This window comes from Paracoccus suum, from assembly GCF_003324675.1.
Taxonomy (GTDB): domain Bacteria; phylum Pseudomonadota; class Alphaproteobacteria; order Rhodobacterales; family Rhodobacteraceae; genus Paracoccus; species Paracoccus suum.
On the sequence record NZ_CP030918.1, the window covers coordinates 1,592,165 to 1,615,978 of the forward strand.

At 69.2% G+C, this 23,814-nt stretch carries 27 protein-coding genes and 1 other RNA gene; 11 read left to right on the top strand and 17 right to left on the bottom strand.

Annotated features, from left to right (window positions below):
• The first annotated feature begins 6 nt into the window (after positions 1–6).
• Positions 7–711: a 6-phosphogluconolactonase gene (gene pgl / locus DRW48_RS07755; RefSeq protein WP_241963418.1), complete on the top strand. Its 705-nt coding sequence runs from the start codon at positions 7–9 to the stop codon at positions 709–711.
• Positions 711–2,330, top strand: a complete 1,620-nt coding sequence (gene pgi, locus DRW48_RS07760; protein WP_114075915.1) for a glucose-6-phosphate isomerase — start codon at positions 711–713, stop codon at positions 2,328–2,330. Before pgl ends, pgi begins: the two co-directional genes overlap by 1 nt.
• On the opposite strand, the gene DRW48_RS07765 is transcribed toward pgi, so the two are convergent.
• The 7 genes from DRW48_RS07765 to moaA all read right to left on the bottom strand — a co-directional run bounded on the left by DRW48_RS07765 (position 2,327) and on the right by moaA (position 9,371).
• The gene (locus DRW48_RS07765) at positions 2,327–3,532 is read right to left on the bottom strand and encodes an MFS transporter (protein WP_114075916.1); all 1,206 of its coding nucleotides are present in this window, start codon (positions 3,530–3,532) and stop codon (positions 2,327–2,329) included. The two genes, pgi and DRW48_RS07765, sit on opposite strands and share 4 nt — an antisense overlap.
• Positions 3,529–4,176, bottom strand: coding sequence for a bifunctional 4-hydroxy-2-oxoglutarate aldolase/2-dehydro-3-deoxy-phosphogluconate aldolase (gene eda, locus DRW48_RS07770; RefSeq protein WP_114075917.1), 648 nt, complete (start codon positions 4,174–4,176; stop codon positions 3,529–3,531). Before eda ends, DRW48_RS07765 begins: the two co-directional genes overlap by 4 nt.
• A gap of 271 nt (positions 4,177–4,447) precedes the next feature.
• Entirely contained in the window at positions 4,448–5,137 is a 690-nt protein-coding gene (locus DRW48_RS07775) for a DUF1190 domain-containing protein (protein ID WP_241963419.1), read from the bottom strand.
• A gap of 5 nt (positions 5,138–5,142) precedes the next feature.
• Complete coding sequence (locus tag DRW48_RS07780; protein WP_114075918.1) at positions 5,143–6,372, bottom strand: glutathionylspermidine synthase family protein; 1,230 nt, start codon at positions 6,370–6,372, stop codon at positions 5,143–5,145.
• Positions 6,373–6,471: 99 nt separating this feature from the next.
• On the bottom strand, positions 6,472–7,395 hold the full coding sequence (locus tag DRW48_RS07785; RefSeq protein WP_114075919.1) for a pseudouridine-5'-phosphate glycosidase: 924 nt from the start codon (positions 7,393–7,395) through the stop codon (positions 6,472–6,474).
• Positions 7,396–7,432: 37 nt separating this feature from the next.
• Positions 7,433–8,356 (bottom strand): PfkB family carbohydrate kinase, encoded by a 924-nt coding sequence (locus DRW48_RS07790; protein WP_114075920.1) that lies wholly within the window; start codon positions 8,354–8,356, stop codon positions 7,433–7,435.
• Positions 8,349–9,371 carry a GTP 3',8-cyclase MoaA gene (moaA, locus tag DRW48_RS07795; RefSeq protein WP_114075921.1) on the bottom strand — a complete coding sequence of 341 codons (1,023 nt, stop codon included), beginning with the start codon at positions 9,369–9,371 and terminating at the stop codon, positions 8,349–8,351. The genes DRW48_RS07790 and moaA overlap by 8 nt, the downstream gene beginning before the upstream one ends.
• A gap of 214 nt (positions 9,372–9,585) precedes the next feature.
• Between moaA and DRW48_RS15895 the strand changes: the two genes are divergently transcribed.
• Positions 9,586–10,068 carry a hypothetical protein gene (locus DRW48_RS15895; protein WP_162784700.1) on the top strand — a complete coding sequence of 161 codons (483 nt, stop codon included), beginning with the start codon at positions 9,586–9,588 and terminating at the stop codon, positions 10,066–10,068.
• 24 nt (positions 10,069–10,092) lie between these two features.
• Here the strand turns inward: DRW48_RS15895 and DRW48_RS07805 are convergent, their stop codons facing one another.
• The 3 genes from DRW48_RS07805 to DRW48_RS07815 all read right to left on the bottom strand — a co-directional run bounded on the left by DRW48_RS07805 (position 10,093) and on the right by DRW48_RS07815 (position 11,635).
• The gene (locus tag DRW48_RS07805; RefSeq protein ID WP_114075923.1) at positions 10,093–10,491 is read right to left on the bottom strand and encodes a hypothetical protein; all 399 of its coding nucleotides are present in this window, start codon (positions 10,489–10,491) and stop codon (positions 10,093–10,095) included.
• A 96-nt stretch (positions 10,492–10,587) separates the two neighbouring features.
• Positions 10,588–10,788: a hypothetical protein gene (locus tag DRW48_RS07810; RefSeq protein WP_162784642.1), complete on the bottom strand. Its 201-nt coding sequence runs from the start codon at positions 10,786–10,788 to the stop codon at positions 10,588–10,590.
• A gap of 121 nt (positions 10,789–10,909) precedes the next feature.
• A complete protein-coding gene (locus tag DRW48_RS07815) occupies positions 10,910–11,635 on the bottom strand; it encodes a DUF6497 family protein (RefSeq protein WP_241963420.1) in 726 nt (241 codons plus the stop codon).
• 182 nt (positions 11,636–11,817) lie between these two features.
• Here DRW48_RS07815 and alr point away from each other — a divergent pair, with 182 nt between their 5' ends.
• The 7 genes from alr to DRW48_RS07850 all read left to right on the top strand — a co-directional run bounded on the left by alr (position 11,818) and on the right by DRW48_RS07850 (position 17,953).
• Positions 11,818–12,846: an alanine racemase gene (gene alr / locus DRW48_RS07820; RefSeq protein WP_114075925.1), complete on the top strand. Its 1,029-nt coding sequence runs from the start codon at positions 11,818–11,820 to the stop codon at positions 12,844–12,846.
• Entirely contained in the window at positions 12,839–13,618 is a 780-nt protein-coding gene (locus DRW48_RS07825; protein ID WP_114075926.1) for an MlaE family ABC transporter permease, read from the top strand. The genes alr and DRW48_RS07825 overlap by 8 nt, the downstream gene beginning before the upstream one ends.
• A complete protein-coding gene (locus DRW48_RS07830) occupies positions 13,615–14,373 on the top strand; it encodes an ABC transporter ATP-binding protein (RefSeq protein WP_114075927.1) in 759 nt (252 codons plus the stop codon). Before DRW48_RS07825 ends, DRW48_RS07830 begins: the two co-directional genes overlap by 4 nt.
• 92 nt (positions 14,374–14,465) lie before the next feature.
• Positions 14,466–15,551, top strand: a complete 1,086-nt coding sequence (locus DRW48_RS07835) for a PhoH family protein (RefSeq protein WP_114075928.1) — start codon at positions 14,466–14,468, stop codon at positions 15,549–15,551.
• Positions 15,544–16,065 (top strand): rRNA maturation RNase YbeY, encoded by a 522-nt coding sequence (gene ybeY, locus DRW48_RS07840; RefSeq protein WP_199286233.1) that lies wholly within the window; start codon positions 15,544–15,546, stop codon positions 16,063–16,065. The genes DRW48_RS07835 and ybeY overlap by 8 nt, the downstream gene beginning before the upstream one ends.
• Positions 16,062–17,021: a hemolysin family protein gene (locus DRW48_RS07845; RefSeq protein WP_114075930.1), complete on the top strand. Its 960-nt coding sequence runs from the start codon at positions 16,062–16,064 to the stop codon at positions 17,019–17,021. The genes ybeY and DRW48_RS07845 overlap by 4 nt, the downstream gene beginning before the upstream one ends.
• Entirely contained in the window at positions 17,018–17,953 is a 936-nt protein-coding gene (locus DRW48_RS07850) for an NAD(P)/FAD-dependent oxidoreductase (RefSeq protein WP_114075931.1), read from the top strand. The genes DRW48_RS07845 and DRW48_RS07850 overlap by 4 nt, the downstream gene beginning before the upstream one ends.
• A gap of 5 nt (positions 17,954–17,958) precedes the next feature.
• On the opposite strand, the gene DRW48_RS07855 is transcribed toward DRW48_RS07850, so the two are convergent.
• The 3 genes from DRW48_RS07855 to rnpB form a co-directional block, all read right to left on the bottom strand.
• Entirely contained in the window at positions 17,959–18,735 is a 777-nt protein-coding gene (locus tag DRW48_RS07855; RefSeq protein WP_162784701.1) for a Crp/Fnr family transcriptional regulator, read from the bottom strand.
• Between the two features lie 289 nt (positions 18,736–19,024).
• On the bottom strand, positions 19,025–19,192 hold the full coding sequence (gene rpmG, locus DRW48_RS07860; protein ID WP_114075933.1) for a 50S ribosomal protein L33: 168 nt from the start codon (positions 19,190–19,192) through the stop codon (positions 19,025–19,027).
• A gap of 130 nt (positions 19,193–19,322) precedes the next feature.
• An RNA gene (rnpB, locus tag DRW48_RS07865) (RNase P RNA component class A) lies at positions 19,323–19,721 on the bottom strand.
• A gap of 126 nt (positions 19,722–19,847) precedes the next feature.
• On the opposite strand from rnpB, the gene DRW48_RS07870 reads away from it, so the two are divergent.
• The gene (locus tag DRW48_RS07870) at positions 19,848–20,681 is read left to right on the top strand and encodes a hypothetical protein (RefSeq protein ID WP_162784702.1); all 834 of its coding nucleotides are present in this window, start codon (positions 19,848–19,850) and stop codon (positions 20,679–20,681) included.
• Between the two features lie 4 nt (positions 20,682–20,685).
• On the opposite strand, the gene DRW48_RS07875 is transcribed toward DRW48_RS07870, so the two are convergent.
• Genes DRW48_RS07875 through gatC form a run of 4 tightly spaced genes read right to left on the bottom strand, consistent with a single transcriptional unit; the run spans position 20,686 to position 23,744 of the window.
• Entirely contained in the window at positions 20,686–21,360 is a 675-nt protein-coding gene (locus tag DRW48_RS07875; RefSeq protein WP_479684909.1) for an N-acetylmuramoyl-L-alanine amidase, read from the bottom strand.
• Positions 21,357–21,956 carry a hypothetical protein gene (locus DRW48_RS07880; protein ID WP_114077442.1) on the bottom strand — a complete coding sequence of 200 codons (600 nt, stop codon included), beginning with the start codon at positions 21,954–21,956 and terminating at the stop codon, positions 21,357–21,359. The genes DRW48_RS07875 and DRW48_RS07880 overlap by 4 nt, the downstream gene beginning before the upstream one ends.
• Positions 21,957–21,981: 25 nt before the next feature.
• Entirely contained in the window at positions 21,982–23,460 is a 1,479-nt protein-coding gene (gene gatA / locus DRW48_RS07885) for an Asp-tRNA(Asn)/Glu-tRNA(Gln) amidotransferase subunit GatA (RefSeq protein ID WP_114075935.1), read from the bottom strand.
• Positions 23,457–23,744 carry an Asp-tRNA(Asn)/Glu-tRNA(Gln) amidotransferase subunit GatC gene (gene gatC, locus DRW48_RS07890; RefSeq protein WP_114075936.1) on the bottom strand — a complete coding sequence of 96 codons (288 nt, stop codon included), beginning with the start codon at positions 23,742–23,744 and terminating at the stop codon, positions 23,457–23,459. Before gatC ends, gatA begins: the two co-directional genes overlap by 4 nt.
• Positions 23,745–23,814: the final 70 nt, after the last annotated feature.

Genomic DNA, 23,814 nt, shown 5'->3' on the forward strand with positions numbered 1-23,814 from the left:
GTGGCTATGTCCTTGGGAGGTGAGATGCGCCAGATCGATTATCCGGACCGTGCGGAACAGGCCGAGGGTCTGGCGGCGAGCGTTGCCGACACTCTGCGCGCCGGCATCGCGGCGGAGGGCCGGGCCAGCCTCGCCCTGCCGGGCGGCACAACGCCGGGCCTCTTTCTGGAGGCGCTGGCACGCCAGGAGCTGGATTGGGCGCAGGTCACCGTCTTTCCGGCTGACGAGCGATGGGTACCGGCCGATCATCCGCGCAGCAACGCGGCGCTGATCCGCCGCCACCTGCTGCGCGACGAGGCGGTCATGGCAAAGCTGATCGACCTCTACGATGGCGAGCCGACGCCGCAGGCGGCGGCGCCCGGCCTGAGCGCGCATCTCGCCCCGCACCTGCCGCTGACCGCGCTGGTGGTCGGCATGGGGGACGATCTGCACACCGCCAGCCTCTTTCCCGGTGCGCCGGGGATCGTGCAGGCATTGTCGCCCGATGCCCCGCCGCTGATGGCGATGGAGGGCCCGGCGCCAGAGCGCGAGCCGCGCGTGTCCCTGACCCTGCCGGTGCTGCAGGCGGCGGGCGGGGCGCATCTGCTGATCGTCGGCGATTCCAAGCGCGCCGCCCTCGCCCGGGCATTGTCGATGCCCGAGGGCACCGACCCGGCCGAGGCGCCGATCCTGGGGCTGCTCGAACACCTGACAATCCACTGGGCCCCGTAATGACGGGCGTCGATCACATCTGGTCCGACCTCAAGGCCCGCCGGGCGACCCAGGGCGCCCTGCGCATCGAGGATCTGTTCGCGGCGGACCCGAGCCGGGCCGAGGCATTCTCGACTACAGCCGACGGCACGCTGCTGGATTGGTCAAAGACCGCGATCGACGCCCCGGCGCGCGATCTGCTGTTGGCGCTGGCGGAGGCCGCGGGCGTGCCCGCCCGGCGCGAGCAGATGTTCACCGGCGCCCCGATCAACGAGACCGAGGGCCGCGCGGTCCTGCACACCGCGCTGCGCGCGCCCGAGGGTGCGGCCCCGGTCATGGTAGACGGACATGACGTGTTGCCGGACGTGCGCCGGACGCTCGCACGGATGCGGAAATTCGCGAATGCCGTGCGCGGCAGCGATTTCACGGTAACCGGCGGTCCGGTGCGCGACGTGGTCAACATCGGCATCGGCGGCAGCGACCTGGGCCCGGCGATGGCGGCGCGCGCGCTCTCGCCCTATGCGGATGGCCCGCGAGTCCATTTCGTCAGCAACGTCGATGGCGCGGATATTGCCGACACGCTGGCAAGGCTTGACCCCGCGACGACTCTGGTCGTCGTATCCTCGAAGACTTTCACCACCATCGAGACGATGACCAATGCCGCGACCGCCCGCGCTTGGCTAGCGGCCGCGGTGCCGGACCCCGCGGCCCATTTCGCCGCCGTCTCGACCGCCGAGGACAAGACCGCCGATTTCGGCATTCCGCCGGACCGGGTGTTCGGCTTCGCCGACTGGGTCGGGGGGCGCTATTCGATGTGGGGACCCATTGGCCTCTCGCTGATGCTGGCGATTGGCCCGGATGATTTCGACCAGCTCCTCGCCGGTGGCGCGGCGATGGATACGCATTTCCGCACCGCACCGTTGGCGCAGAACATGCCGGTGATCCTCGCCCTCGTCGGGCTGTGGCACCACCAGGTCTGCGGTTATCCCACCCGCGCAGTGCTGCCTTACGACCAACGCCTCGGCCGTCTGCCGGCCTATCTGCAGCAGCTGGAGATGGAGAGTAACGGCAAGAGCGTCGCGATGGACGGAACCCCGCTGGCGCTGCCATCGGGGCCCGTGGTCTGGGGCGAGCCGGGGACGAACGGGCAGCACGCCTTTTACCAGCTGATCCACCAGGGCACCCAGATCGTCCCGGCCGAGTTCATCCTGCCAGCTCGTGGCCACGAGGCCGCGTTGGACCACCATCACCTGCTGCTGGCCGCCAATTGCCTCGCCCAGTCCGAGGCGCTGATGCGCGGCCGCAGCCTCGACGAGGCGCGGGCCCTGATGGCTGCCAGGGGCCTGACTGGTGCCGAGCTTGAGCGTCAGGCCCGACACCGGGTGTTCCCGGGCAACCGCCCCTCGACCACGATGCTGATAGAGCGGCTGACGCCGTTCGCCCTTGGGCAGATCGTCGCGCTTTACGAGCATCGGGTGTTCGTCGAGGGCGTGATCCTGGGGATCAACAGCTTTGACCAGTGGGGGGTCGAACTGGGCAAGCAACTGGCGCTGCAGGTCGCCCCGCTTCTTGAGGGGCAGCCCGCGCCGGGACACGACCCCTCGACGGTGCGGCTGGCCGCCTGGGTCCGGGACGCCTAGGCCGCCTGCCTGCGGCGCTGCATCAGCCAGACCAGTGCCGCGCCGGCGAGCAGCAGGAACGGGACCATCGCCAGATTGACCGCGTTCCAGCCGGCGACGGTGCCGCCCCCGGTGCAGTTCAGCAGCCCGCCCGAGCCGAGCGACGCGAAGAACACCCCGCCAAACACGAAGGAATCGTTGATGCCCTGGATGCGCTCGCGTCCCTCGCGCCCTTGGGCACGGGTCAGCATGGCGGTCGCGCCGATATAGCCAAAGTTCCAGCCAAGCCCCAGCAGGACCAGCGTTCCGAAGAAGTTGCCAAGGGTGATTCCCGACAGCGCCACCGCGCCGGCCGCGGCGAGGATGACAAGGCCCATCGCCACGATCCGCGGCGCGCCAAAGCGCGCGATCAGGTGGCCAGTGAAGAAGCTTGGCACATACATCGCCAGCACATGCGATGAGACGACGCCCGCCACGATGTCCGGGGAAAATCCGCAACCGACCATCGCCAGAGGGGTCGAGGTCATGACCAGGTTCATCAGCGCATAGCTGACCATGCCGCAGATGATTGCGACCACGATCTGCGGCTGGCGGATCAGCGGTGTGGCCGAGGGTGCACCCGCGGGGCGCGGGGGCGGCGGCGGCCGGCGCGGAATGTCGAGGAAGGAAAAGATCAGCGGGCCGGCCAGGTTCAGGCCGATCACCGTCGCATAGGTCGCCAGAAACGGCGTCGCCATCAGCGAGCCGGTCGCGGCGACGATGGCGGGCCCGGTCAGCGCCGAGACAAGGCCGCCGGCCAGCACAAGACTGATCGCCTTTGGCTCGAGCTCAGGCGGGGCGGTGTCAGTGGCGGCAAAGCGGAAAAACCCCTGCGCCGCCATATAGCAACCGCAGAGGGTCGTGCCGGCCATGAACAGCCCGAAATTGGCATAGCGCACTCCCAACGTCGCGAGCACCGCGCCGGTGCCGGCGACGGCGCTGGCAAGGGTAAAGCCGGCCCGGCGGCCGTGGCGCGCCATGAAACCGGCGAGCGGCCGCGCCGAAAGGGTCGAGCCGAGGATCATCATCGACAGCGGCAGTGTCGCAAGGCACGGCGTCCAGGCCAGTTGCTGGCCGACGAGGCCGCCGGCGATGAACTGGATGGTCATCTGCGCGCCGAGGACGGATTGGGCGAGTACCAGGACCGCGACGTTGCGCCAGGTGCGGCGCGCCTCAGGCGTCATGATTGGGCAACTAGGGCGGCGGCGGCGCGGGCGCGGGCCTCGATTTCGGCCCAGTTGCCGGCGGCCTGATCGGCCACGGGCGCGATCCAGCTGCCGCCGACGCAGGCGACGTTTGCCAGCGCCAGATAGCGCGGCGCATTGGCGAGAGTGATGCCGCCGGTCGGGCAGAAACGCGCCGCCGGCAGCGGGCCGCCAAGCCCGGCGAGGGCGGCCGGCCCGCCGGCAGGCTCGGCCGGAAAGAACTTGAGCATGTCGTAGCCCAGATCGAGCGCTGCCATCACCTCGGACGCGGTTGCGGCGCCGGGCAGCAGGGGCAGCCCAAGCTCGGTGCAGCCTCGGGCCAGTGCCTCGGTGAGGCCCGGCGAGACGGCAAAGCGCGCCCCGGCATCGAGCGCACGGGCCGCATCATCGCGCGTCAGCACGGTGCCCGCCCCGACCTCCGCCCCCGGCACATCGGCCATCGCCCGGATTGCCGCCAGCGCGGCCGGCGTGCGCAGAGTCACCTCCAGCACCGGCAAGCCCCCGGCAACCAGGGCCGAGGCCAGATCGACCGCGCGCGCGGCATCGTCGATGACCAGGACCGGAATGACAGGGGCGAGGGCGGCAAGGGCGCGGGTCGCGCGGGACTGATCGGTCGGCGTCATGCTCGCCCCTCTGACAGGTCGTGTTTGCTGGCGCGAACCTGGCGCCAAAACCTGACTAGTCGCAAGACCCATGCGAAATTTTCGATGTTACCGGGCGGGATGGCAGCACCGTCGCCACATATCGGACCTCCGCCGAGGGGAACCGCTTGAGGCGGCCGCTTGCGCTAAGCGGCGTTCTCTCGTCCGCGGCACCTGCACGCGGCGCGGCATGTCGGCGGCCGCACCAAATTCGGGGCGCGCTAAGAGGGCAGTTGGCCTTAAGCGCCGGCCCTTACCCGCCGTAGCTGCGCGCGCCGCCTGTGCTGCGGGTCACGCCTGTGCCACGCGTGGCCGAGCTGCCAAAGCCGCCGCGCTGACGCACCTGCGCCGCGCTCATCGGGGCCTTGCCGATCGTCGCGGGGGCGCGGTTGAAGGTCGAGGGCGCGACCTTGCCGGTGCCGCGGTTGCTGGCGAAGCTCTGATCGCCATTCGGTGTGGTATATCCGTTCGCGCTGTTGCGGATCATCGGCTGGCTGAACACGCCGCCGCCCCGGCCGAGCATCGAGCCGAGCATGTAGCCCATGAAAAGCGGCATGAACGAAAACCCGCCACCCGGCTGCGCCACCGGATCGCCGCCGCAGTTGCCGACCCCGTGCTGCTCCTCGCAGACCGCCTTGCTGTCGTAGCGGGGGGCCGTCTCCTCCCAGTTCTTCTTGGCGTCGGCGAAGGCCTTGTTGCAGTCGTCGGCCGTAAAGAACAGTGAATCCTTCTTGGCCGCGGCAAGGCAACTTTCGAGGTCCGGAAACGCCTCGGCATCGACCTTTTTGTCCTCGCAGGCAGCCAGCGTCAGGATGGTTGCGCCAGCCAGCGCCAGCGCCACCCGGCGCGAGCGCATCCGGCGGGGACGCTCCGGCGCGGCCAAAGCGTCGGGCATCGCATCGTCGGCGGGGCCGCGGGCGGCGATCTTGGTCGGGACGGTCATGGCGCTCACCCTTCGATGAAATGCGGTTTGAACCGCGACAGGTTCTGCGTGATGCGGCTGCGATCCTCGCGCATCCCCAGGCCAACACAGGCCTCGCCCACCATCCATGCCCCGAGGACGGGATGAAAGCCATCGAATGACGGCAGCGGCGCCAGCGCCTGGATGATCATGGGGTGATGCACGTAATCCTGGTCGGGCGAGGTGTCGGTCGGCTGGCCGCCCTCGACAAAGGTAACTCCGGCCCCTTCGCGCGAAAAGATCGGCTTGCGTACATGGCCGCGTCGCAACGCGCCCTCAGCGGCGGCAAAGGCCTTGGCGACCTGCGGCGCGGGCGCGCCGCCGGCGAGCGCATCTTCGATATCGGCGGCAAAGAACGCCGGCAGCAGGTTGGGATGGCCCGGCTCCATCTCCCACAACAGGGGCAGCAGGCCCTTGTTCGACACAAGCGCCTTCCACGGCGGCTCGATGAAGCGGCAGCCCGAGGGGGCGAGGTAGGGCGCAAAGTCGTCGCGCAGCATGTCCTCCCAGGGGTAGAGCTTGAAGAGGGCGCCGATGACCCGGTCCTCGCTGTCCGCGAACTGGCCCTCCTCGGTGACGCCGATGGCCGAAAGATCGGTGAAATGCGCGCCGAGCCCGGCCTCGCGCGCGGCCCATGCCAGCGCCTCGACAGTGGCGTAATCCTCGGGGTTTTCCTTGTCGGCGGCGAAGTGGACGTCAGTGTCGGGGGCCGCGATCTCGGCCCAGCGGTCGACCAGCGCCTCGTGGATCGAGTTGAACTGGTCGGCATCGGGCGGCAGCAGGCCGGCGGCCCGCGCCTCCTCCAACCAGAGCCACTGGAACGAGGCGGACTCATAAAGGGATGTCGGGGTATCGGCGTTGTATTCCAGCAGCTTCGCATGGGTCTGGCCGCTGGCGCCCCAGGCGAGGTCGAACCGGCCGTAAAGCTCTGGCTCGCCGGCGCGCCAACTGGCGGCGACAAAGTCGCGCTGCGTCTGTGGAATGGCCAGGCGCTCCATCCACTCCTCCGAGGTGATGGCGCGTTCGACCGCGGCGCGGCACAGGGCGTGCAACTCGCCGGCGGGCGCTTCGATGTGCTGCTCGATCTCCTCCAGCGTAAAGCGGTAAGCGCTCGTCTCGTCCCAATAGGGCTCGCCGCCCATGTCGGCGAAGGTGAAGCCGAGCGTCGCGGCCCGGTCGCGCCAGCCGGCCCGTTCAGGCAGGGTGATCTTTTGCATGGCGTTCCCTTACGGCTGTTGTGTCCCGGACATGGCAAGCGGGGTCCGGGGATGCAAGCTCGGGTGGCCGCAGCCGGCGTCGAACATGCGCGCGCCAGGCTACATCGCGGCCGCGATCTGGCCGGCGAGGCGGGCATTGTTCAGTACCAGCGCGATGTTGGCTTCCAGCGAGCGGCCCTCGGTCAGCTCGAAGATGCGCTGCAGCAGCCATGGCGTCACGGCTTTCGCGGCGATCCCCGCCTCGGCCGCCTCCCGCAGGGCGCGGGCGATGATCGGGTCGATTTCGGCCCGCGGGATCTCGGCCTCGGGTGGGATCGGGTTGACCACCAGCTGGCCACCTTCGATCCCGAGGCGGGCGCGCATCCGCGCCGCACCGGCGATTTCGGCCGGGCTGTCCATGCGCAGCGGGGCGGGCAGGCCGCTGTCGCGCGACCAGAAGGCGGGAAACGCGTTCTGGCCATAGGCGATGACCGGCACCCCACGCGTCTCCAGCACTTCGAGTGTCTTGGGCAGATCCAGGATCGCCTTCGCGCCCGCGGCGACCACCGTGACCGGCGTGCGCGCCAGTTCCTCAAGGTCGGCGCTGACGTCAAAGCTGGCCTCGGCGCCGCGATGAACGCCGCCAATACCGCCGGTCGCGAAGACCCGGATGCCGGCCAGATTGGCGCAGATCATGGTCGCGGCGACGGTGGTGGCGCCGGTGCGCCCGCTGGCCAGGGCCACCGCCAGATCGGCGCGCGACAGCTTCATCACCTCGGCCGCGGGGGTCTGCGCCAGCGCCGTCAGGTCAGCGTCGGGCAGACCGATGCGGATGCGGCCGGCCATGACGGCAATGGTCGCGGGCACGGCGCCGGCCTCGCGCACCGCCGCCTCGACGGAACGGGCCATGTCAAGGTTACGCGGCCAGGGCATGCCATGGGTGATGATGGTCGATTCCAACGCAACGACCGGCTGGCCCGCGGCCCGGGCGGCCGCAACCTCGGGCGACAGGTCGAGAGGCAGGGCGGTCTGGTCGGGCTGCATGGGCGGTCCTTGCCGGCGGGAGGGGTGGTCGGTGCCGTCACGCCGTCGGCGCGAAGGTCAGGCTGCCGGCCGAGATATGGGCCGAGGCTGCGGCGACCGCGCGGGTCAGCGCGGCCTGGCGGCTGGCGCCGGCCATTTCGGCGGCGATATGGGCAGCGAGCGCGGTGTCGCCCGCGCCAGTCACATGGGCGATGACACTAACATTGGGCGGGGTTGCGGTCACCGGCGCCTCGCCGCTGGAGGCCTCGGCCGCTGGGCGCGGGCCATCGGTGACAATTGCCCGGCGCACCCCGCGCGAGAGCAGCGCCTGGACCGCGGCGGCGGCGCTGGGCAGTGTCTCGCCGCAGATCGCCTCGGCCTCGGCGCGGTTGAGGCACAGGCAGGCATGGGTGCGGCCCAGCAGCGGGCGCAGGCGTGCCGCCTTGGCCGGGCTCGCCGAGGCGACACGCAGATCGGCGCCGCGCAGCCCCGGCTCGGCCACGACCCGAGCCAGCAATTCGGGCGACAGGTTGCCGTCGATCACCGCCACACCCGCGAAAGGCCGGCCGGCCGAGGCGAGGCTGCCATCGCGCAAAGGCGTCAGGATGCGCGCGCCGGCGGCCTCGAGCGTCGTGGTATCGGCAATGGCAGCGATCAGGCCCGAAGGGTCCTCGACCGCGACATAGCTGCCGGTGGCGTGCCCGGGCAGGCGCAGGAGGAAAGTCACCCCGATCCCGTCGGCGCCTAGTGCCTCGCCCAGTTCCGCGCCGGCGCCGTCATCGCCGACGGCTGACAGCAGCAACGGGCTGATGCCGGCCCGGTTCAGGGCGCGGGCGACATTGACAGCGACACCGCCCGCCCGGCGGGTGACGGTGCCGGTCAGATCATCGCCCGGCATGACGGTAGCGGCACTGCGGCCGATCAGGTCCCAATGGGCCGCGCCGATACACAAGGCCGAGCACGCGAGGCCCTTTTCAGCCACCCGTATGGCTCATGTGGCGGCTGACCTGGCCTGCGACCCGCTGGCGCGAGTAGTCGAAGTCATGGCCCTTTGGCTTGCGGGCGATGGCGGCCCGGATCGCCTCGCGCACGGGCGCATCATCCTCGCTCGCGCGCAGCGGCGCGCGCAGGTCGGCGTTGTCCTCCTGCCCGAGGCACATGAACAACTCGCCCGTGCAGGTTACGCGCACGCGGTTGCAGCTCTCGCAGAAATTATGCGTCAGGGGGGTGATAAAGCCGATGGTCTGGCCGGTTTCGGCAACGCGGACATAGCGGGCCGGGCCCCCGGTCCGCTCGGCCAGCGGGATCAGGGTGCGGCTGGATTCCAGGCGGGCGCGCAGGTCCGACAGGGGCCAATACTGGCCGAGGCGCGCGTCCTCGCCCATCTCGCCCATGGGCATCACTTCGATGAACGTCAGGTCATGCCCATCGGCAGCGCACCAATCGACCAGCCGGTCCAGTTCGTCCTCGTTGAAACCCTTCAGGGCGACGGTGTTTATCTTCACTCGCAGTCCGGCGGCGCGGGCGGCGTCGATGCCGGCCAACACTTGCGGCAACCGGCCCCAGCGGGTGATCGCGGCAAAACGGTCGGGATCAAGCGTGTCGAGCGAGACGTTCACACGCCGCACGCCGCAGGCCGCGAGGTCTTGGGCAAAACGCGCCAGCTGGCTGCCGTTCGTGGTCAGCGTCAGCTCGTCGAGGCCATGCCCCAAGCGGTCCGACATGGACTGGAAGAAGGACATGATGTTGCGCCGCACCAGCGGCTCGCCGCCCGTCACGCGCAGCTTGCGCACGCCGAGATCGACGAAGGCGTTGCACAGGCGCGTCAACTCTTCGAGGGTCAGCAGTTCCACCTTGGGCAGGAACTGCATGTGCTCGGTCATGCAATAGGTGCAGCGAAAATCGCAGCGGTCCGTCACCGAGACGCGCAGGTAGGTAATCGGCCGCGCAAAGGGGTCGATCAGGGGCGGGGTGTCGGCGAGAACCGGGGTTACCATGGGGTCAAGATAAGCCCGGGGCCAGGCAGGCACAAGCGCAGGTGAGCGTGGGGATCGGGGCGAAGGCCGCTCCGCCTGCGGCGGTGGTTGCTTGGCGCAGTCGGGCGGCTGTTCCGATCGATCGGCGTAATTGCTCGCATCGGTCCAAGGTGGCGTGGACTGACAGCACGCCAGTCCCTAACCTCGGCTCACGGCCAATTTATCGGAGAATGCGATGCCTCGTCTGAAGATGCTGCCGCCGCTGGCGGCCTGTGCGGCGATCCTGACCCTGTCCGCCTGCGATGGAACCGCGCTCGGGGGCGGGGGCTATACAGGCGGCATGAACGGCAAGACGCCGCCCGCCGCGCCGACGACCACGGCCTCCGTCCAGACGACGGCGACGGCGGGTGCGGGCACGCCGACCCCGGTCGCGCCGGAAAATGGCGCTGCGGCTGCGGCCGCCGGTGCCAAAGGTAGTCTCGGCAAGACCGTCGCCTCGCTGGGGGCCGCCGGCGAGGGTGGGTTGTGGCTGAAGACGCCGCTGGTCAAGGCCCGCACCAATGGCCGCGTGGTCAATCCCGAGACGGGCAAGACCGCGCAGGTCGTACTGCTGCCGCTCAGCAGCGGCGGCTCGGGCAGTCAGGCCTCGCTCGGGACCATGCAGGCGCTGGGGGCCGATCTGACTGATCTGCCGGAAGTCGAGGTCTTTGCACTGTAAGCCTGCGCGACGCGGGAGGGGGCCTCAGTCCTCGTCCGCGTCGTCATCCTCGTCGTCACCCCAGCCGAAATCGGGGGCCTCGTCGGCGAACAGTTCGGGAAAGCTGGCCTCGGCGCGGGCCATATCTACCCGCAGCAGTTGCTCGTAGCTGGTCGGGTCCAGCTTGCCGACCGCCTGGACCTCGCGGCCCAGCAGCCAGGAAAGACGGCCAGCGTCGAGGTTGCCACGCTCGAACGGCTCGTCGCCGAAATGTTCGATCAACGCGGCCAGAAACGCGGTGTCAGCCCGCCGTTCCTGGGCCGAGCGGTCGCGGAACCGCTCACGCGCGATCAGCTTGGTCGCGCCCTTGGGGTTGGCGCGGCGGATCACGAATTGCTGGTCGGACGAGGGCAGGCGCCCCGGAAAGCGTCGGTGCTTGAGCATGGCCGGCCTTGGCGGATCGGTGGACAATGGCGCCCGCGAGGAGGCGCAACGGCGCGCGGGAACCATGACGGTTCCGCGCGCCGGGCGAAAGGGGCCTTAGTTGGCGCCGTATTTGCCCTGGAATACGGGCTCGGTGGTGACGGTGGACGTGGTGGCGACGACCTCGGGCTGGCGCGGCTGGCAGGCGGCGAGAACGCCGAGGATGAGGGCGGCGGCGGCAATGCGCTGGAACATGAACTTTTTCTCCTGTTGGGCGGGGTTCGTGCGCCCCGGCTGCTCGATCTGCCACGGCGACATGCCCCGGCTGTGACAGTCTATGGGCCGCGGCGGGGTGCCGACAGTCAGGGGCCGCCGGGAAAGCCCCATGCGGACGGTCCCTGTGGCCGGCCTGCATCAGGCAACACGCGAATTAGAGCGGTCAAAAACCCTGCCAGATGCAGCTCTTACGGTCCGGCGCGATGGCGAAGGCCTCGAACAGCTGGATCGCCTGCAGGTCGGCTTCGCCAAAGGTCGTCGGACGGTCGGCGAGGCTGATGACCACCTGTCCGGGCAGCGGTTTCGCCGGATCGAGGCGCGGCAGGACCCAGTTGTCGCACAGCCAGACGATGTCGCCATGTACCGGGTCCTGCAGCAGCAGATCGGGATCGGGCGGCAGGGCGCCGGGCTGGTCCGCGTCCGCCTCGGCCCCTTCGGCGAAATCCTCGGGGCGGAAATCGGGCAGGTCGAGGTCCTCGGGGTCGACCAGTTCGGCCTCACCCAGTTCGCCCACCTCTGTGCCCGACCCGCCGTCGATCGGGGCCATGTCCATCATCTGGCCCGGCGTCGCGGGGGCGCTGCCCAGCCCGTCCAGCTCCGCCATGTCTTCCTCGGTCAGTTCCTCTCCGGCCGGGCCGTCGGTGGCGGGGACCAGCTTTGCGAGGTCGGGCATGACAAAGCGGTAGCGATAGGTCAGCCCCGCCGGTCCCGGCACGTCGTTGACGGTATCGAGCCACCTCGCCTTGTGCCCGGAAGGGACCGAGATTTCCTCGGAGGTGGTCGGCAGCGGTGCCTGCGCCGCCGCGGACTGTGCGCCCAACAGCGCCACCGTCAGCGCCAAACCGGCGGCAGCGGGGCAGTGCAGGGCAGGTGTCGGCTTGTAAGGCAAGGCGGGTCAAGCTTTTGGTCAAGCGCGGCAGGCACCCGAAGGGTGATCCCTTGTCGGCCCGGACGCCGCCGGGTGCAACCCGCTGCGCCGCCGCCTCGTCACAGTGTGATCGCATGTCAACACTGGCGGCGGCCCGACTGGCGGGTCTTGACCCGCGCCCGCCGCGGGGCCAACAGACGCGCATGGGATTGACGATCGACCTTTCGGCCATCGCGGCCAACTGGCAGGCCCTGGCGGCAAAGGCCGGGCCTGGCACGCGCACCGGCGCGGTGGTCAAGGCCGACGCCTATGGCCTCGGCGCCGCCCGCGCGGTGCCCGCGCTGCAGGCCGCCGGCGCGCAGGATTTCTTTGTCTATGGCGCGCACGAGGGGCAGGCGATTCGCCCCGTGCTTGGCACAGGGGCGCGCATCTTCGTGCTGGAGGGGCATGTCCCCGGCGCGCCGATGGAGGGGCTGATCCCCTGTCTCGCCAGCCCCGAGCAGTTTTTCCGAGACCGCAGCACGCGGCCGAGCGGCCAGTTTGCGGTCCAGATCGACACCGGCATGAACCGGGTCGGCTTTGCGCCCGCCGCCTGGGCCGATCTGCGGGCCGAGGTTCTGGCCGCCGGGCCGGTCCTGCTGATGTCGCACCTCTATTCGGCGGATGTGCCGGAGGATCCGACCAATGCCCGTCAACTGGCGCTGTTCCGCGAACTGACCGACGGCACCGGGGTGCCACGCTCGCTCGCCGCGACGGGGGGCGTGCTGCTGGGGCACGAGTACCATTTTGACCTGACCCGGCCGGGGGTGGGCCTTTTCGGCGGCCTGCCCTTTGCCGATGCCATGCCGGTCGTCACGCTCGATTTGCCGGTCATCCAGACCCGATGGATCGAGCCGGGCGAGACTGTCGGCTATGGTGGGGCGTGGACTGCCGCGCGGCGAACCCGAATCGCCACCGTCTCGGGCGGATATGCCGACGGCATCCCGCGCGCGGCGGCGGGACGGGGGCTGAAGCTGTGGGCGGGCGAGACGGCGGTGCCCGTGGTCGGGCGCATCTCGATGGACACGATCACCTGCGATGTCACCGACCTGGCCGATGTGCCGGCCGAACTGAGCCTGATCGGTCCCGCCGAGCCAATCGACGCCTATGCCGCGGTCTTTGGCAGCATCGGATATGAGGCGCTGACCGCCCTCGGCCGCCGTTACGCGCGGCGGTATGTGGACAATGCCTGACGCCGCGACGGCCACGCTGCGCAGCATCGGCCGTCCCACCCTGCGCCTGCTGCGCGGGATCGGCGCGGCGGCCCTCTTCGCATGGCGCGGGCTGGCCGGCCTTTCCCCCTTTCCGGGACGCGCGATTGCCGTTCAACTGCTTCAGGTTGGCTGGCTGTCGCTGCCGGTCGTCGGGCTGACCGCGCTGTTTACGGGGGCGGCCCTCGCGCTGCAGATCCACGCCGGGGGCGAGCGATTCCAGGCCGGCGACGTGGTCCCGGCGATCGTCGCCATCGGCATGGCGCGCGAGTTGGGGCCCGTCCTCGGCGGGTTGATGGTCGCCGCCCGCGTCGCCTCAGCCATCGCGGCCGAGATCGGCACCATGCGCGTGACCGAGCAGATTGACGCACTCGTCACGCTGTCGGCCGACCCGGTCCGCTGGCTGGTGACGCCCCGCCTGTGGGCGGCGGTGCTGACGGTGCCGGTGCTGGTCGGCGTTGGCGATACCGTCGGCATCATGGGGGGCTGGCTCGTTGGGACGCAGACCTTGGGTTTCCCCTCGGCCACATGGCTGCGCGTCAGCTGGCAGTATCTCGAGGGCTGGGACGTCGCCTCGGGCCTGATCAAGGGCGCGGTCTTCGGGTTGATCGTGGCGCTGTCAGGCTGCTGGTTCGGGATGCGCGCCGGGCGCGGTGCCGCGGGCGTCGGACGGGCCACTACATCGGCCGTCGTTGTCGCATCGGTCGGCATCCTCGCGGCCAACTTCCTGATGACCGGGCTGTTCTTCTCATGAGCGACGCGCCGCTCCTCGAAGTGCGCGGCCTGACCAAGGGCTTCGGCCCCAAGGCGGTGCTGCGCGGTGTCGATCTGACGCTGGCCAAGGGTGAAAGCCTGGTGGTCATCGGCGGTTCGGGGACCGGCAAGTCGGTGCTGCTTCGCTGCATCCTGGGGCTGGATACGCCGGACAGCGGCGATGTGCTGTGGCACGGCCGGCCGCTGTCGGGCGCGGCGCGGGCGCAGTTCATGGACCGCTTTGGCATGTTGTTTCAGGGCGGCGCGCTGTTCGACAGCCTGAACGTCTGGCAGAACGTCGCCTTTCGCCTGACCCAGCCGATGGGCGCCCGCGCCGCGCGCGAGGTCGCGGTCGAGCGGCTGGCACGCGTCGGCCTGGGCCCCGAGGTGGCGGACCTTTACCCGGCCGATCTGTCGGGCGGAATGCTCAAGCGGGTGGCCCTGGCGCGCGCCATCGCGGCCAGCCCCGAGGTGATCTTCTTTGACGAGCCGACGACCGGCCTCGATCCGCTCCGGGCGGCACGAATCACGGCGCTGATCCGCGGCATCGTCAGCGATACCGGCGCCAGCGCCATCAGCATCACCCATGACATGGCCTCGGCTCAGGTCATGGCCGACCGGGTGGCGCTGCTGCAGGACGGCCGCATTGTCTGGACCGGCCGCCCGGCCGAGATGCAGGCCGCGGCGACTCAGGTGCCGGCCCTGGCCGCGTTCCTCGACCCGGTTGCGGCCCTGGCCGCAACGCCGGGGCACTGAGGGCTGGGCGCCCTTGCGTTGACGCAGCCGGACTGCAAGCATGGGCCCATGCCCCTCCGCCCGGAGGGGGCAACACTGACACGGAGCGCCCCTTGGGCTTGACCCCAGCCGCCGCCGGCCCGCGCGACACTGCCGCAACGACCGAGACCCTGATCGAATTTCCCGACAACCGCCTGCTGATAGAGCTGTGCGGCCCCCACGACCGCAACCTGGCGCGGATCGAGGCGGCGACCGGCACCCATGTCCTTCGCCGCGGCAACCTGCTGGCCGTGGTCGGGCCGGCCGATGCCCAATCCGATGCCGCTTCCGTCTTGAACGGCCTTTATGCCCGGCTCGAGCAAGGGCGCCCCGTCGAGATGGGCGATGTCGATGCTGCGCTGCGCATGGGCGCCGAGGGAGAGGCGCAGCCCAGCCCAACCGAGCAGCTGGAAATGTTCTCGCACGGCAAGATCGAGCTTCGCACCCGCAAGAAGACGGTCGAGCCGCGCACGGAGGCGCAAAAGGACTATGTCCGCTCGCTGTTCGCGAACGAGCTGGCCTTTGGCATCGGCCCGGCAGGCACCGGCAAGACCTATCTGGCCGTGGCCGTCGGCGTGACCATGCTGATCGGCGGACATGTGGACAAGATCATCCTGTCGCGGCCGGCCGTCGAGGCGGGCGAGCGGCTGGGTTTTCTGCCCGGCGACATGAAGGAAAAAGTCGATCCCTACATGCAGCCGCTCTATGATGCGCTGAACGATTTCCTGCCGGCCAAGCAGATGCAGAAGCTGATGGAGGAAAAGCGGATCGAGATCGCCCCCCTGGCCTTCATGCGCGGCCGCACCCTGTCCGGCGCCTTCGTTGTGCTGGACGAGGCTCAGAACGCCACCACCATGCAGATGAAGATGTTCCTGACCCGCCTTGGCGAGGGCTCGCGCATGGTCATCACCGGCGACCGCACGCAGGTCGACCTGCCGCGCGGCGTGGCCTCGGGGCTGCAGGATGCCGAGCGGATTTTGAAAGGCGTGGCGGGCATCAGCTTCAACTATTTCACCGCCAAGGATGTCGTGCGCCACCCGCTGGTCGCCCGCGTCATCGAGGCGTGGGAAGTTGACGACGCCGCAATGCTGGCCGCCGGGCAGCAGGCCGATCCAGCGGCGGCGCGGCGCGGCGACTGGCGCGAGCGCGGCCGTGGCTGATACCGGCCCCGAGGCTGACGAAGCCGGCGCAGACGTCGTCATCGAGGACGAACGCTGGGAGGATGCCGGCCTTGAGCGGCTGGCGCTGATTGCCGTGACAGCAGCCCTCGACTGGCTGGATCGGCGCGAGTCCAGCGTTGTCGTCCTCGGTTGCGACGATGCCCGCATCGCCGGGCTGAACGCCGATTTCTGCGGCAAGCCCCGGCCGACCAATGTGCTTAGCTGGCCGGCGGTGGAACACGCCCCCCGCGCACCCGGCGCGCAGCCGCAGGTGCCCGAGGTCGATGAACTGGGCGACATCGCCCTCGCCTTTGAGACCTGCGCCGCTGAGGCCGCGGGCCAGAACAAGACCTTTCCCGACCATGTGACGCACCTGATCGTCCATGCGGTGCTGCACCTGGCCGGCTACGATCATATCAACGAGGCTGACGCGGAAACCATGGAGGCGGCAGAGCGTTCAATCCTCGGCCGGCTCGGTATCGCCGATCCTTATCTCGACCACGGAACCGCATGAGCGACGATCGCCCCAGTCCCGCCGCTGCCCGCGAAGGCAGCATGTCCTATTCGGAAAGTCCGACAGACGACCCCGCCTCTAGTGGCGAAGAGGGCCGCGAAGTCCCGTCTTCGCGCGGGTTCCTCGGCCGGCTCCTCGGCGCGTTCAGTGGCGATGTCGCCGACGAGACCGCGCCAGACGACATCGCACCTGGCAGTGGCGCGACCGCACCCGGCATCCAGAACCTCCTGCGCTTGCGCGTCGATGACGTCGCCGTGCCTAAAAGCGACATCGTCGCGGCCTCCGTTGAATCGGCGCTGGACGACATTCTGCAAATGTTCCGTGATCACGGCTTCTCGCGCCTGCCGGTCTATCGCGGCACGCTCGACACGCCGCTGGGCCTGATCCACATGAAGGACCTGGCGCTGAAATACGGTTTTGGCGCCGAGGCGGAATCGCCGTTCGAGATGCGGCCGATGCTGCGACCGCTGCTCTATGTGCCGCCGTCCATGCCGATCGGCGTACTGCTGCAGCAGATGCAGCAAAAGCGCATCCACATGGCCTTGGTCATCGACGAATATGGCGGCGTTGACGGGCTGATCACGCTGGAGGACCTCGTCGAGCAAGTCATCGGCGAGATCGAGGACGAGCATGACGAGCTGGAAACCGGCCATTGGGTGGTCGAACGTCCCGGCCAGTGGCTGGTCGATGCCCGGGCCGATCTGCACGAGATCGAGGCCGCCACCGGCCTGCGCCTCGCCATCGACGAGGGCGACGAAGAGGTCGACACCCTGGGCGGGCTGATCGGCCTGATCGCCGGCCGGGTGCCCGCGCCGGGCGAGGTCGTCACCCATCCGGGTGGTGCACGATTCGAGATTGTCGAGGGTGACCCCCGCCGGCTCAAGCGCCTGCGCCTGCGCTTTCCGGGCACCCCGGACACGCCGCGCCGGCCGATTGCCTCACCCGCGCCCGAATGACCAAGCGCGATTGCGTCATCGTCGGGGGCGGCCCTGCCGGGCTTACGGCCGCGATCTATCTTGCCCGGTTCTGCCGTAGCCTGACGGTGATCGATGCCGACGAAGGGCGGCTGGCGATGATCCCGCTGTCGCATAACCACCCCGGCTTTCCCAAGGGCATCGCCGGCTGTGATTTGCTGGACCGTATGCGCGCACAGGCGCGCGAATACGGAGCCGAGGTGACCTCGGGTCGCGTCACGGCCCTCGCCGGGAAGGTGGACGGTTTTACCGTAACGACGGAGGACGGAACGGTCCTGACCGCCCGGACCGTCCTGCTGGCGACCGGCGTCGTCAATCGTCGCCCGCCGCTGGCCGATGACGTCCATGCCGACGCGGTCGCACGGGGCCTACTGCGTTATTGCCCGATCTGCGACGGGTTCGAGCAGCAGGACAAGCGGATTGGCGTCCTGGGCGCGGATTCGCATGGTATGGCCGAGGCGCTGTTCTTGCGGGGCTATTCCAAACACCTCACCATGCTCACGCTGATCGAGACCGATCTGGATGCGGGCGAACGCGCCCAGTTGAAGGGCGCCGGGATCACGCTGGAGGAACGTCCGCTTGCCGGTCTGACCTTTGCCCCGCCGGGCGAGGACGAGAGCGGCGGCGTGCGCGTCAGCCTGCAGGACGGCGGGCAGCTTACCCTCGACACCCTCTATCCTGCACTGGGTTCAGAGACGCGCAACACCCTCGGGCTGATGCTGGGGACGGAGGTCGCAGAGGGCGCGTGCTTTGTCACCGACGACAGCCAGCGCACCAGCGTCGCGGGCATCTATGCTGCGGGCGATGCCATCGAGGGGCTGGACCAGATCAGTGTCGCTACCGGCACCGGGGCCAAGGCCGCGGTCGCGATCCACAACGACCTGCGCGAGCGTGACGGCCAGACGGCGGACTGAGGCCTTCAGGTATTGAAGCGACGACCGTTGTCGCCGATCAGCGGGCGCACGGTTTCCTCGACCTCATCCGACAGGAACAGATAGCCGCGGCTATGTTCGCCCACGCGGAACAGGCGCGGCAGGTCGAGGATGTCCAGCCGGGCGTTCGTAAAAGTGCAGATCCCGTCGAGGCGCAGTTCGGCCAGCAGACGGTTTACATGGACCGGGGTCACGCCGCAGATCTCGGCCAGGTCCGCCTGCGAGGTCGGCAGGGCAAAGCCCTCGGGCTGGGCGAGGCCACGGGCGAAAAGGCGCAGGAACATCTCGCAGAAGAAATTGGCGAGGCGCGCCTTGCCCGCCAGCCGGCCGACCCGAAAGATCCAGTAGCGGTGGATCGCGCTGTCGATCATCGTGATGCGCCACAGCTTGCGATATAGATCGGGAAATTCATGCCCGACCATCTGCAGCCGATCATGGCGCGTCAGCCGAGAGATGCTCAGGCCGAGCGAATCGACGTCATAGTCGAGCTTCTTGAGCAGATAGGCCGGCAGGTCGACGTAATCGCCGGGCACCTGCAGTGCGACGAATTGTCGCCGCCCAAGTCTGTCGCAGGAAAAACGGCCCATGAAGCCGTCGCACAGGTACAGGCTGACATCCAGCTCGACCCCGGCCCGGATCACACGCGTTCTGGGCCGGTTGCTTTCCGGCGGCTCCATCAGCTCGCGCATGAGCCGCGCTTCTTCGACGTTGAAAAGGTCCGGATACGCGCGATCGAGGGTCATGTCGCTGCTGGCGAGGGGCATTTCACGGTCTCTCAGGGCGGCACTTGGCAGGCAGGCGACTGCTTCGCATCGGGCCATTTTCACGATCGGTGCGCGCCTGTCCAGAGCCCCGCAGCCTCAGCATTTCGTCGCAATAGGCGAGGGAGCGTTGACGATCCCTGCGCTCAAGGCGGCGGAAGGGCCGGACAAGCCATCGCCGTAGAGCCCGTCTCAGTCACGCGAAACGCCGCGCCCCAAGCGGGAACGCGGCGACGGATCGCGACAGTGGCCAGGGGCAGGCCGATATTCGGCCCGCCGTTTCTGGCCGTGTTTACTTGATCTTGCCTTCCTTGAACTCGACATGCTGGCGCACGACGGGGTCGTATTTGCGCACGGTCATCTTGTCGGTCATGGTGCGTGCGTTCTTCTTGGTGACGTAGAAGAAACCCGTGCCCGCCGTCGAGTTCAGGCGGATCTTGACGGTGGTCGGTTTCGCCATCGCTCTTGCTCCTGGTACGGGCATATGGCGCGATGCCGCGCAGCCCTGAAATTGCTGAAGGCGCTTTCTAGCCGCTGCGGCTGCACTGTCAACCGGCAAAGCGGCCGCTCTGGCGCCGACGAGGGGCATTTTGCGCGGATGGCCTGTAAGCCGGGTTCTGTCCGGGGGCATCGCTGCCCCTTGGATGACCATTCATCTGGACGCATCGTTGCCGATGCGCCTCGAGCTGCCAACCCGGGGTCCTCGGGTCAGGCCACCCTGCCGTCGTTGCCGCCGGCGCGGACCCCCTATTTAGCATTGCTCCCGGTGGGGCTTGCCGTGCCGGTCCGGTTGCCCGTCCCGCGGTGGGCTCTTACCCCACCGTTTCACCCTTGCCGGCGGCCGGTTCCGCAAGCGCGGGACCGCAGGCGGTCTGTTCTCTGTGGCGCTTTCCCTGGGGTTGCCCCCGCCGGGGGTTACCCGGCACCGTTGCCTTGTGGAGCCCGGACTTTCCTCGGGCGTTGCCGCCCGCGGTCATCCAGCCATCCGCGCGAAGCGGATATGGACTGTGGGCGGCAGGCGGTCAAGCGGAGCGACCTCCCCCTTGGGACGGCGCGCCGGCTCGTGGAACATGGCCTCCGCGACGGTGGTTGAACTGAAAACGGAGGAAAACCGCATGAAATATCTGTTGCCACTCCTGGCACTCTGCGCCGCGCCAGCCGCCGCCGCAGAGGTCGCTTGCTCGATCACCGCGGGCGACCAGACTATAGAGGGGCCGTGCGCTTTCGCCGCCAAGAAGGACGGCAGCTTTACGGCGGCGTTGAAAGGCGGGACCTCGGTCGGTGGCGCGAACCAGGTCATGCTCGATCTGTCCGGGGCGAGGCCGCATCTGAGCGCATCGGGAGCGGATGGAGCAAAACTTGACTGGGGCGATGCGCGGCGCGATCCGGTGGACAAGGCTTGTTGGGTGAGCCTCTCGGCGCGGGTGTGCGCGCGCGAGGTTGCCGCAGTCGCAGGCACGACCGCCGGGGGTCCCGCCCCAACCGCCTCTGCGGGCGATCGCCCACTGAACGTCGATTTCACCGGCCGCTGTCATATGGACGCCTGCACCTGGTATCGCCAAAGCCAGCCATGGCAGGTGGGCGAGGGCAGCGCAGCGGTGCCGGGCAGGGTCATGGCGGTCATGCAGACCACCGCCCAAACCGGCCATCCCACGGGGGATTATCCCGATTCGGCGCCCGCGGACGCGAAATGGCGCCCACCGGTTGAGGCGCGGTACTTCTGTTCGATGAAGCGCCCGGCTTTCCAGTCCGAGGTTGGCTCGTGGACGGTCCTGCCGCTGCCGCAGGTATTCGGCGCGACTGAAACGATAACGGCAGCCTATCTGCACGTCTGCCACCCCGATGTCGCTGGCGGCGACCCCTACGACCTGCCGGGGACGCTGGGATACACGGCTGGCGGGGACGTGATGGGGGTCACCTATCCTGATCTCGACGCGCTGCTGCGCTGAGGCTCTAAAGGCCTGAAAGGATCGCTGCGGCCAGGGCGCGGTCCGCCGCCGCCTCCTCACCACGTCCCCAAGGCCGGTGGCGGAGGCGAAAGGCAGTCAGCCGCGCCGCCGCTTCCGTGGGGGGATAGCCGAGAGCGTCCAGCGTCTCCGGCAGCGGCGGCCCGTCCGCTGCGACGGCGCCATGCTGCCCCGCCGCCAGCCCCTGCCGCGCCAGCCGCTCCCAGTCAAAGCGCGGGCCGGGATCGTCCTTGCGCTCTGGCGCCATGTCGGAATGGGCGATCACCGCCGCCGGCGGCAGATCCCAACGCGTCAGGATTCCGCGCAACAGCCCCTCCAGTGCAGCCATTTGCGGCTCCGGGAAGGGGCGGTCCATGGGGTTGGCGAGTTCGATACCGATCGAACGGCTGTTGACATCAGCCTCGCCGCGCCACGCGCCGGCGCCGGCGTGCCAGGCGCGGCGTTCTTCGGGGACCATGGCCAGCGTGGTCCCGTCTTCGGCAATCAGCCAGTGGGCGCTGACCTCGGCCGCAGGGTCACACAGCCTGTCGCGCGCGGCTGCGAAGCTGGCCATGTTGGTGGCGTGCAGCACCACCAGCTCCACCCGCCGGCCACGTCGATCGCCATGGTTGGGCGAGGGCCAGTCCACCGCCGGATCAGCCCCGTGCGGGGCCGCCGTCACAGGCCGGCGCTGCGCCGCCACGGCCGGGGGTCCCAACCACAGACAAAGCCGTCGCCGTCGGGGTCCATAAGCGCCGGATCAGCCTCGGGGCCGCCTTTGGCAAGAAAGGCGATCTGCGCCGCGTCGGGCGTCGCGTAGCTGCGGCAGATGCGGGCGGCGGCGGCCGGATCGGCGGCACTGCGGCGCCAGACGGTCTTGCCCGGCTGATGCACCGTGGCCGAGGCATAGCGCGACAGCACTGCCGCGCCATCTGCCGGCGCCGCGACGACGGTGGTGGTCCGAACCGTTCCCCCCGGCTGGATCACGGTCTGGCCGGTCACGGCGCGGGCTTCGCCGCTGATGATCTGCCACAGGTTGGGGCCGGCGATCTCCTGCGCGGTCGGGGCCTTGAACGGGCGCGCGATCGGCACGGTCTTGGGCGCGGCGCGCTGACCGATCAGCGCCTTTTCGCGCTGCACCTTGTACTGGGCATAGGGCGTGGTCTCGTCAAAGACGGTGCCGTAGGGCCGGTCCGCCACAACATAGTTGGGATTCCAGCCGTTGTTCTCGCCGCAGGCGGCAAGCGCCAGAACCATCAGACAGATCGCCTTGCGCATCGCCGTCCCCATCGTTTTCACCAACCTACCACCAGCGATCCGGCTTGGCCACGAAACCTGCCGCCTGTTCGACGACCATTGCGGTATTCAGCAGCGCGCCTTCCTGGAACGGGCGGCCGATCAGCTGCAGGCCCAGCGGCAGCCCATTGGCATCGAGGCCCGCCGGCACACTGATCCCCGGCAGACCGGCCAGGTTCACCGTCACGGTAAACACGTCGTTCAGATACATCGCAACCGGATCCGCATCGGCCATCGTGCCGAGGCCGAACGCGGCCGAGGGCGTTGCCGGCGTCAGGATCGCGTCGATCCCGTCGGCAAACGCCAAGTCGAAATCGCGCTTGATCAGGGCGCGGACCCGCCGGGCGCGGTTGTAATAGGCGTCGTAAAACCCCGCCGACAGCACATAGGTGCCGATCATGATGCGACGCTGCACCTCGGGGCCAAAGCCCTCTGCGCGGGTCTTTTCATACATCTCGGTCACGCCATCACCCGCATCCAGCGCGGCGCGGCGGCCATAACGCACCCCGTCATAGCGCGCGAGGTTCGAGGACGCCTCGGCCGGGGCGATGACGTAATAGGCGGGCAGGGCGTATTTCGTGTGCGGCAGGCTGATGTCGACGATCTCGGCCCCGGCGTCGCGAAGCATCGCGGCGCCGTCATGCCACAGCGCGTCGATGGCCTCGGGCATGCCCTCCATGCGGTATTCGCGGGGGATGCCGATGCGCTTGCCCCGGATGTCGCCGGTCAGCGCCGCCTCGAAATCCGGGACAGGGACATCGACCGACGTGCTGTCCATCGCATCGACCGAGGCCATGGCGCCCAGCATGATCGCCGCATCGCGCACGGTCTTGGTCATCGGTCCGGCCTGGTCGAGGCTGGAGGCAAAGGCGATCACGCCCCAGCGGCTGACGCGGCCATAGGTCGGCTTGAGGCCCACGATGCCGGTAAAGGCCGCCGGCTGGCGGATCGAGCCGCCGGTGTCGGTTCCGGTCGCGCCAAGGCACAGGTCCGCCGCCACCGCCGCGGCGCTGCCGCCGCTGCTGCCGCCAGCGGTCAGGTCGGCATTCACGCGCCAGGGGTTCACGACCGGGCCGTAGACGCTGGTCTCGTTGCTGCTGCCCATGGCGAATTCGTCCATGTTCAGCTTGCCCAGCATCACCGCGCCGGCGTCCCACAGGTTGCGGGTGACGGTCGATTCATATTGCGGGCGAAATCCTTCGAGGATGCGGCTTGCGGCCTGGGCCGGCACCCCCTCGGTGCAGAACAGGTCCTTGATGCCGACCGGGATGCCGCACATGGCGGGCGCATCGCCCGCGGCCAGCCGGGCGTCGGCCGCGGCGGCCATGCTGCGCGCGGCATCGGGCGTGTTATGGACAAACGCATTCAGCGCGCCGGCGGCGTCGATGGCGCCGAGGCAGGCCTCGGTCAGCTCGGTCGCGCTCAGCTTGCGGGCGCGCAGGGCGTCGCGCGCGGCGGCGATGGTCAGGCTGTTCGGCGCGCTCATTCGACCACCTTCGGGACGGCAAAAAAGCCCTCGCGGGCGTCGGGTGCATTGGCGAGGATCTTGTCCTGCATCCCGCCGGCGGTGACCACGTCCTCGCGGCGCTTCAGGCGCATGGGGGTGACGCCTGTCATCGGCTCGACTCCGTCCACGTCGACCTCGTTCAGTTGCTCCATGAACTGCAGGATGCCGTTCAGCTGGTCGGCCAGTCGCGGCAGCTCGGCCTCGGGCACGGCGATGCGCGCCAGATGGGCGACCTTGCGGGCTTCGTCGCGGGTGATGCTCATGGGCTTCCTTTCGTCTCGCGCGCGGGTGTAGCGCCGTGGCCGCGGCGCATCAAGCGCGGCCCTTGCGCCG

Coding starts and splice junctions, on each gene's coding strand:
- DRW48_RS07870 (WP_162784702.1), top strand. CDS start 19,848: ATGAAATATCTGTTGCCACTCCTGGCACTCTGCGCCGCGCCAGCCGCC.
- moaA (WP_114075921.1), bottom strand. CDS start 9,371: ATGGTAACCCCGGTTCTCGCCGACACCCCGCCCCTGATCGACCCCTTT.
- rpmG (WP_114075933.1), bottom strand. CDS start 19,192: ATGGCGAAACCGACCACCGTCAAGATCCGCCTGAACTCGACGGCGGGC.
- DRW48_RS07765 (WP_114075916.1), bottom strand. CDS start 3,532: ATGACGCCTGAGGCGCGCCGCACCTGGCGCAACGTCGCGGTCCTGGTA.
- DRW48_RS07775 (WP_241963419.1), bottom strand. CDS start 5,137: ATGACCGTCCCGACCAAGATCGCCGCCCGCGGCCCCGCCGACGATGCG.
- eda (WP_114075917.1), bottom strand. CDS start 4,176: ATGACGCCGACCGATCAGTCCCGCGCGACCCGCGCCCTTGCCGCCCTC.
- DRW48_RS07785 (WP_114075919.1), bottom strand. CDS start 7,395: ATGCAGCCCGACCAGACCGCCCTGCCTCTCGACCTGTCGCCCGAGGTT.
- DRW48_RS15895 (WP_162784700.1), top strand. CDS start 9,586: ATGCCTCGTCTGAAGATGCTGCCGCCGCTGGCGGCCTGTGCGGCGATC.
- DRW48_RS07830 (WP_114075927.1), top strand. CDS start 13,615: ATGAGCGACGCGCCGCTCCTCGAAGTGCGCGGCCTGACCAAGGGCTTC.
- DRW48_RS07805 (WP_114075923.1), bottom strand. CDS start 10,491: ATGCTCAAGCACCGACGCTTTCCGGGGCGCCTGCCCTCGTCCGACCAG.
- DRW48_RS07845 (WP_114075930.1), top strand. CDS start 16,062: ATGAGCGACGATCGCCCCAGTCCCGCCGCTGCCCGCGAAGGCAGCATG.
- DRW48_RS07880 (WP_114077442.1), bottom strand. CDS start 21,956: ATGCGCAAGGCGATCTGTCTGATGGTTCTGGCGCTTGCCGCCTGCGGC.
- pgi (WP_114075915.1), top strand. CDS start 711: ATGACGGGCGTCGATCACATCTGGTCCGACCTCAAGGCCCGCCGGGCG.
- DRW48_RS07855 (WP_162784701.1), bottom strand. CDS start 18,735: ATGCCCCTCGCCAGCAGCGACATGACCCTCGATCGCGCGTATCCGGAC.
- pgl (WP_241963418.1), top strand. CDS start 7: ATGTCCTTGGGAGGTGAGATGCGCCAGATCGATTATCCGGACCGTGCG.
- gatA (WP_114075935.1), bottom strand. CDS start 23,460: ATGAGCGCGCCGAACAGCCTGACCATCGCCGCCGCGCGCGACGCCCTG.
- alr (WP_114075925.1), top strand. CDS start 11,818: ATGGGATTGACGATCGACCTTTCGGCCATCGCGGCCAACTGGCAGGCC.
- gatC (WP_114075936.1), bottom strand. CDS start 23,744: ATGAGCATCACCCGCGACGAAGCCCGCAAGGTCGCCCATCTGGCGCGC.
- DRW48_RS07850 (WP_114075931.1), top strand. CDS start 17,018: ATGACCAAGCGCGATTGCGTCATCGTCGGGGGCGGCCCTGCCGGGCTT.
- DRW48_RS07780 (WP_114075918.1), bottom strand. CDS start 6,372: ATGCAAAAGATCACCCTGCCTGAACGGGCCGGCTGGCGCGACCGGGCC.
- DRW48_RS07825 (WP_114075926.1), top strand. CDS start 12,839: ATGCCTGACGCCGCGACGGCCACGCTGCGCAGCATCGGCCGTCCCACC.
- DRW48_RS07810 (WP_162784642.1), bottom strand. CDS start 10,788: ATGTCGCCGTGGCAGATCGAGCAGCCGGGGCGCACGAACCCCGCCCAA.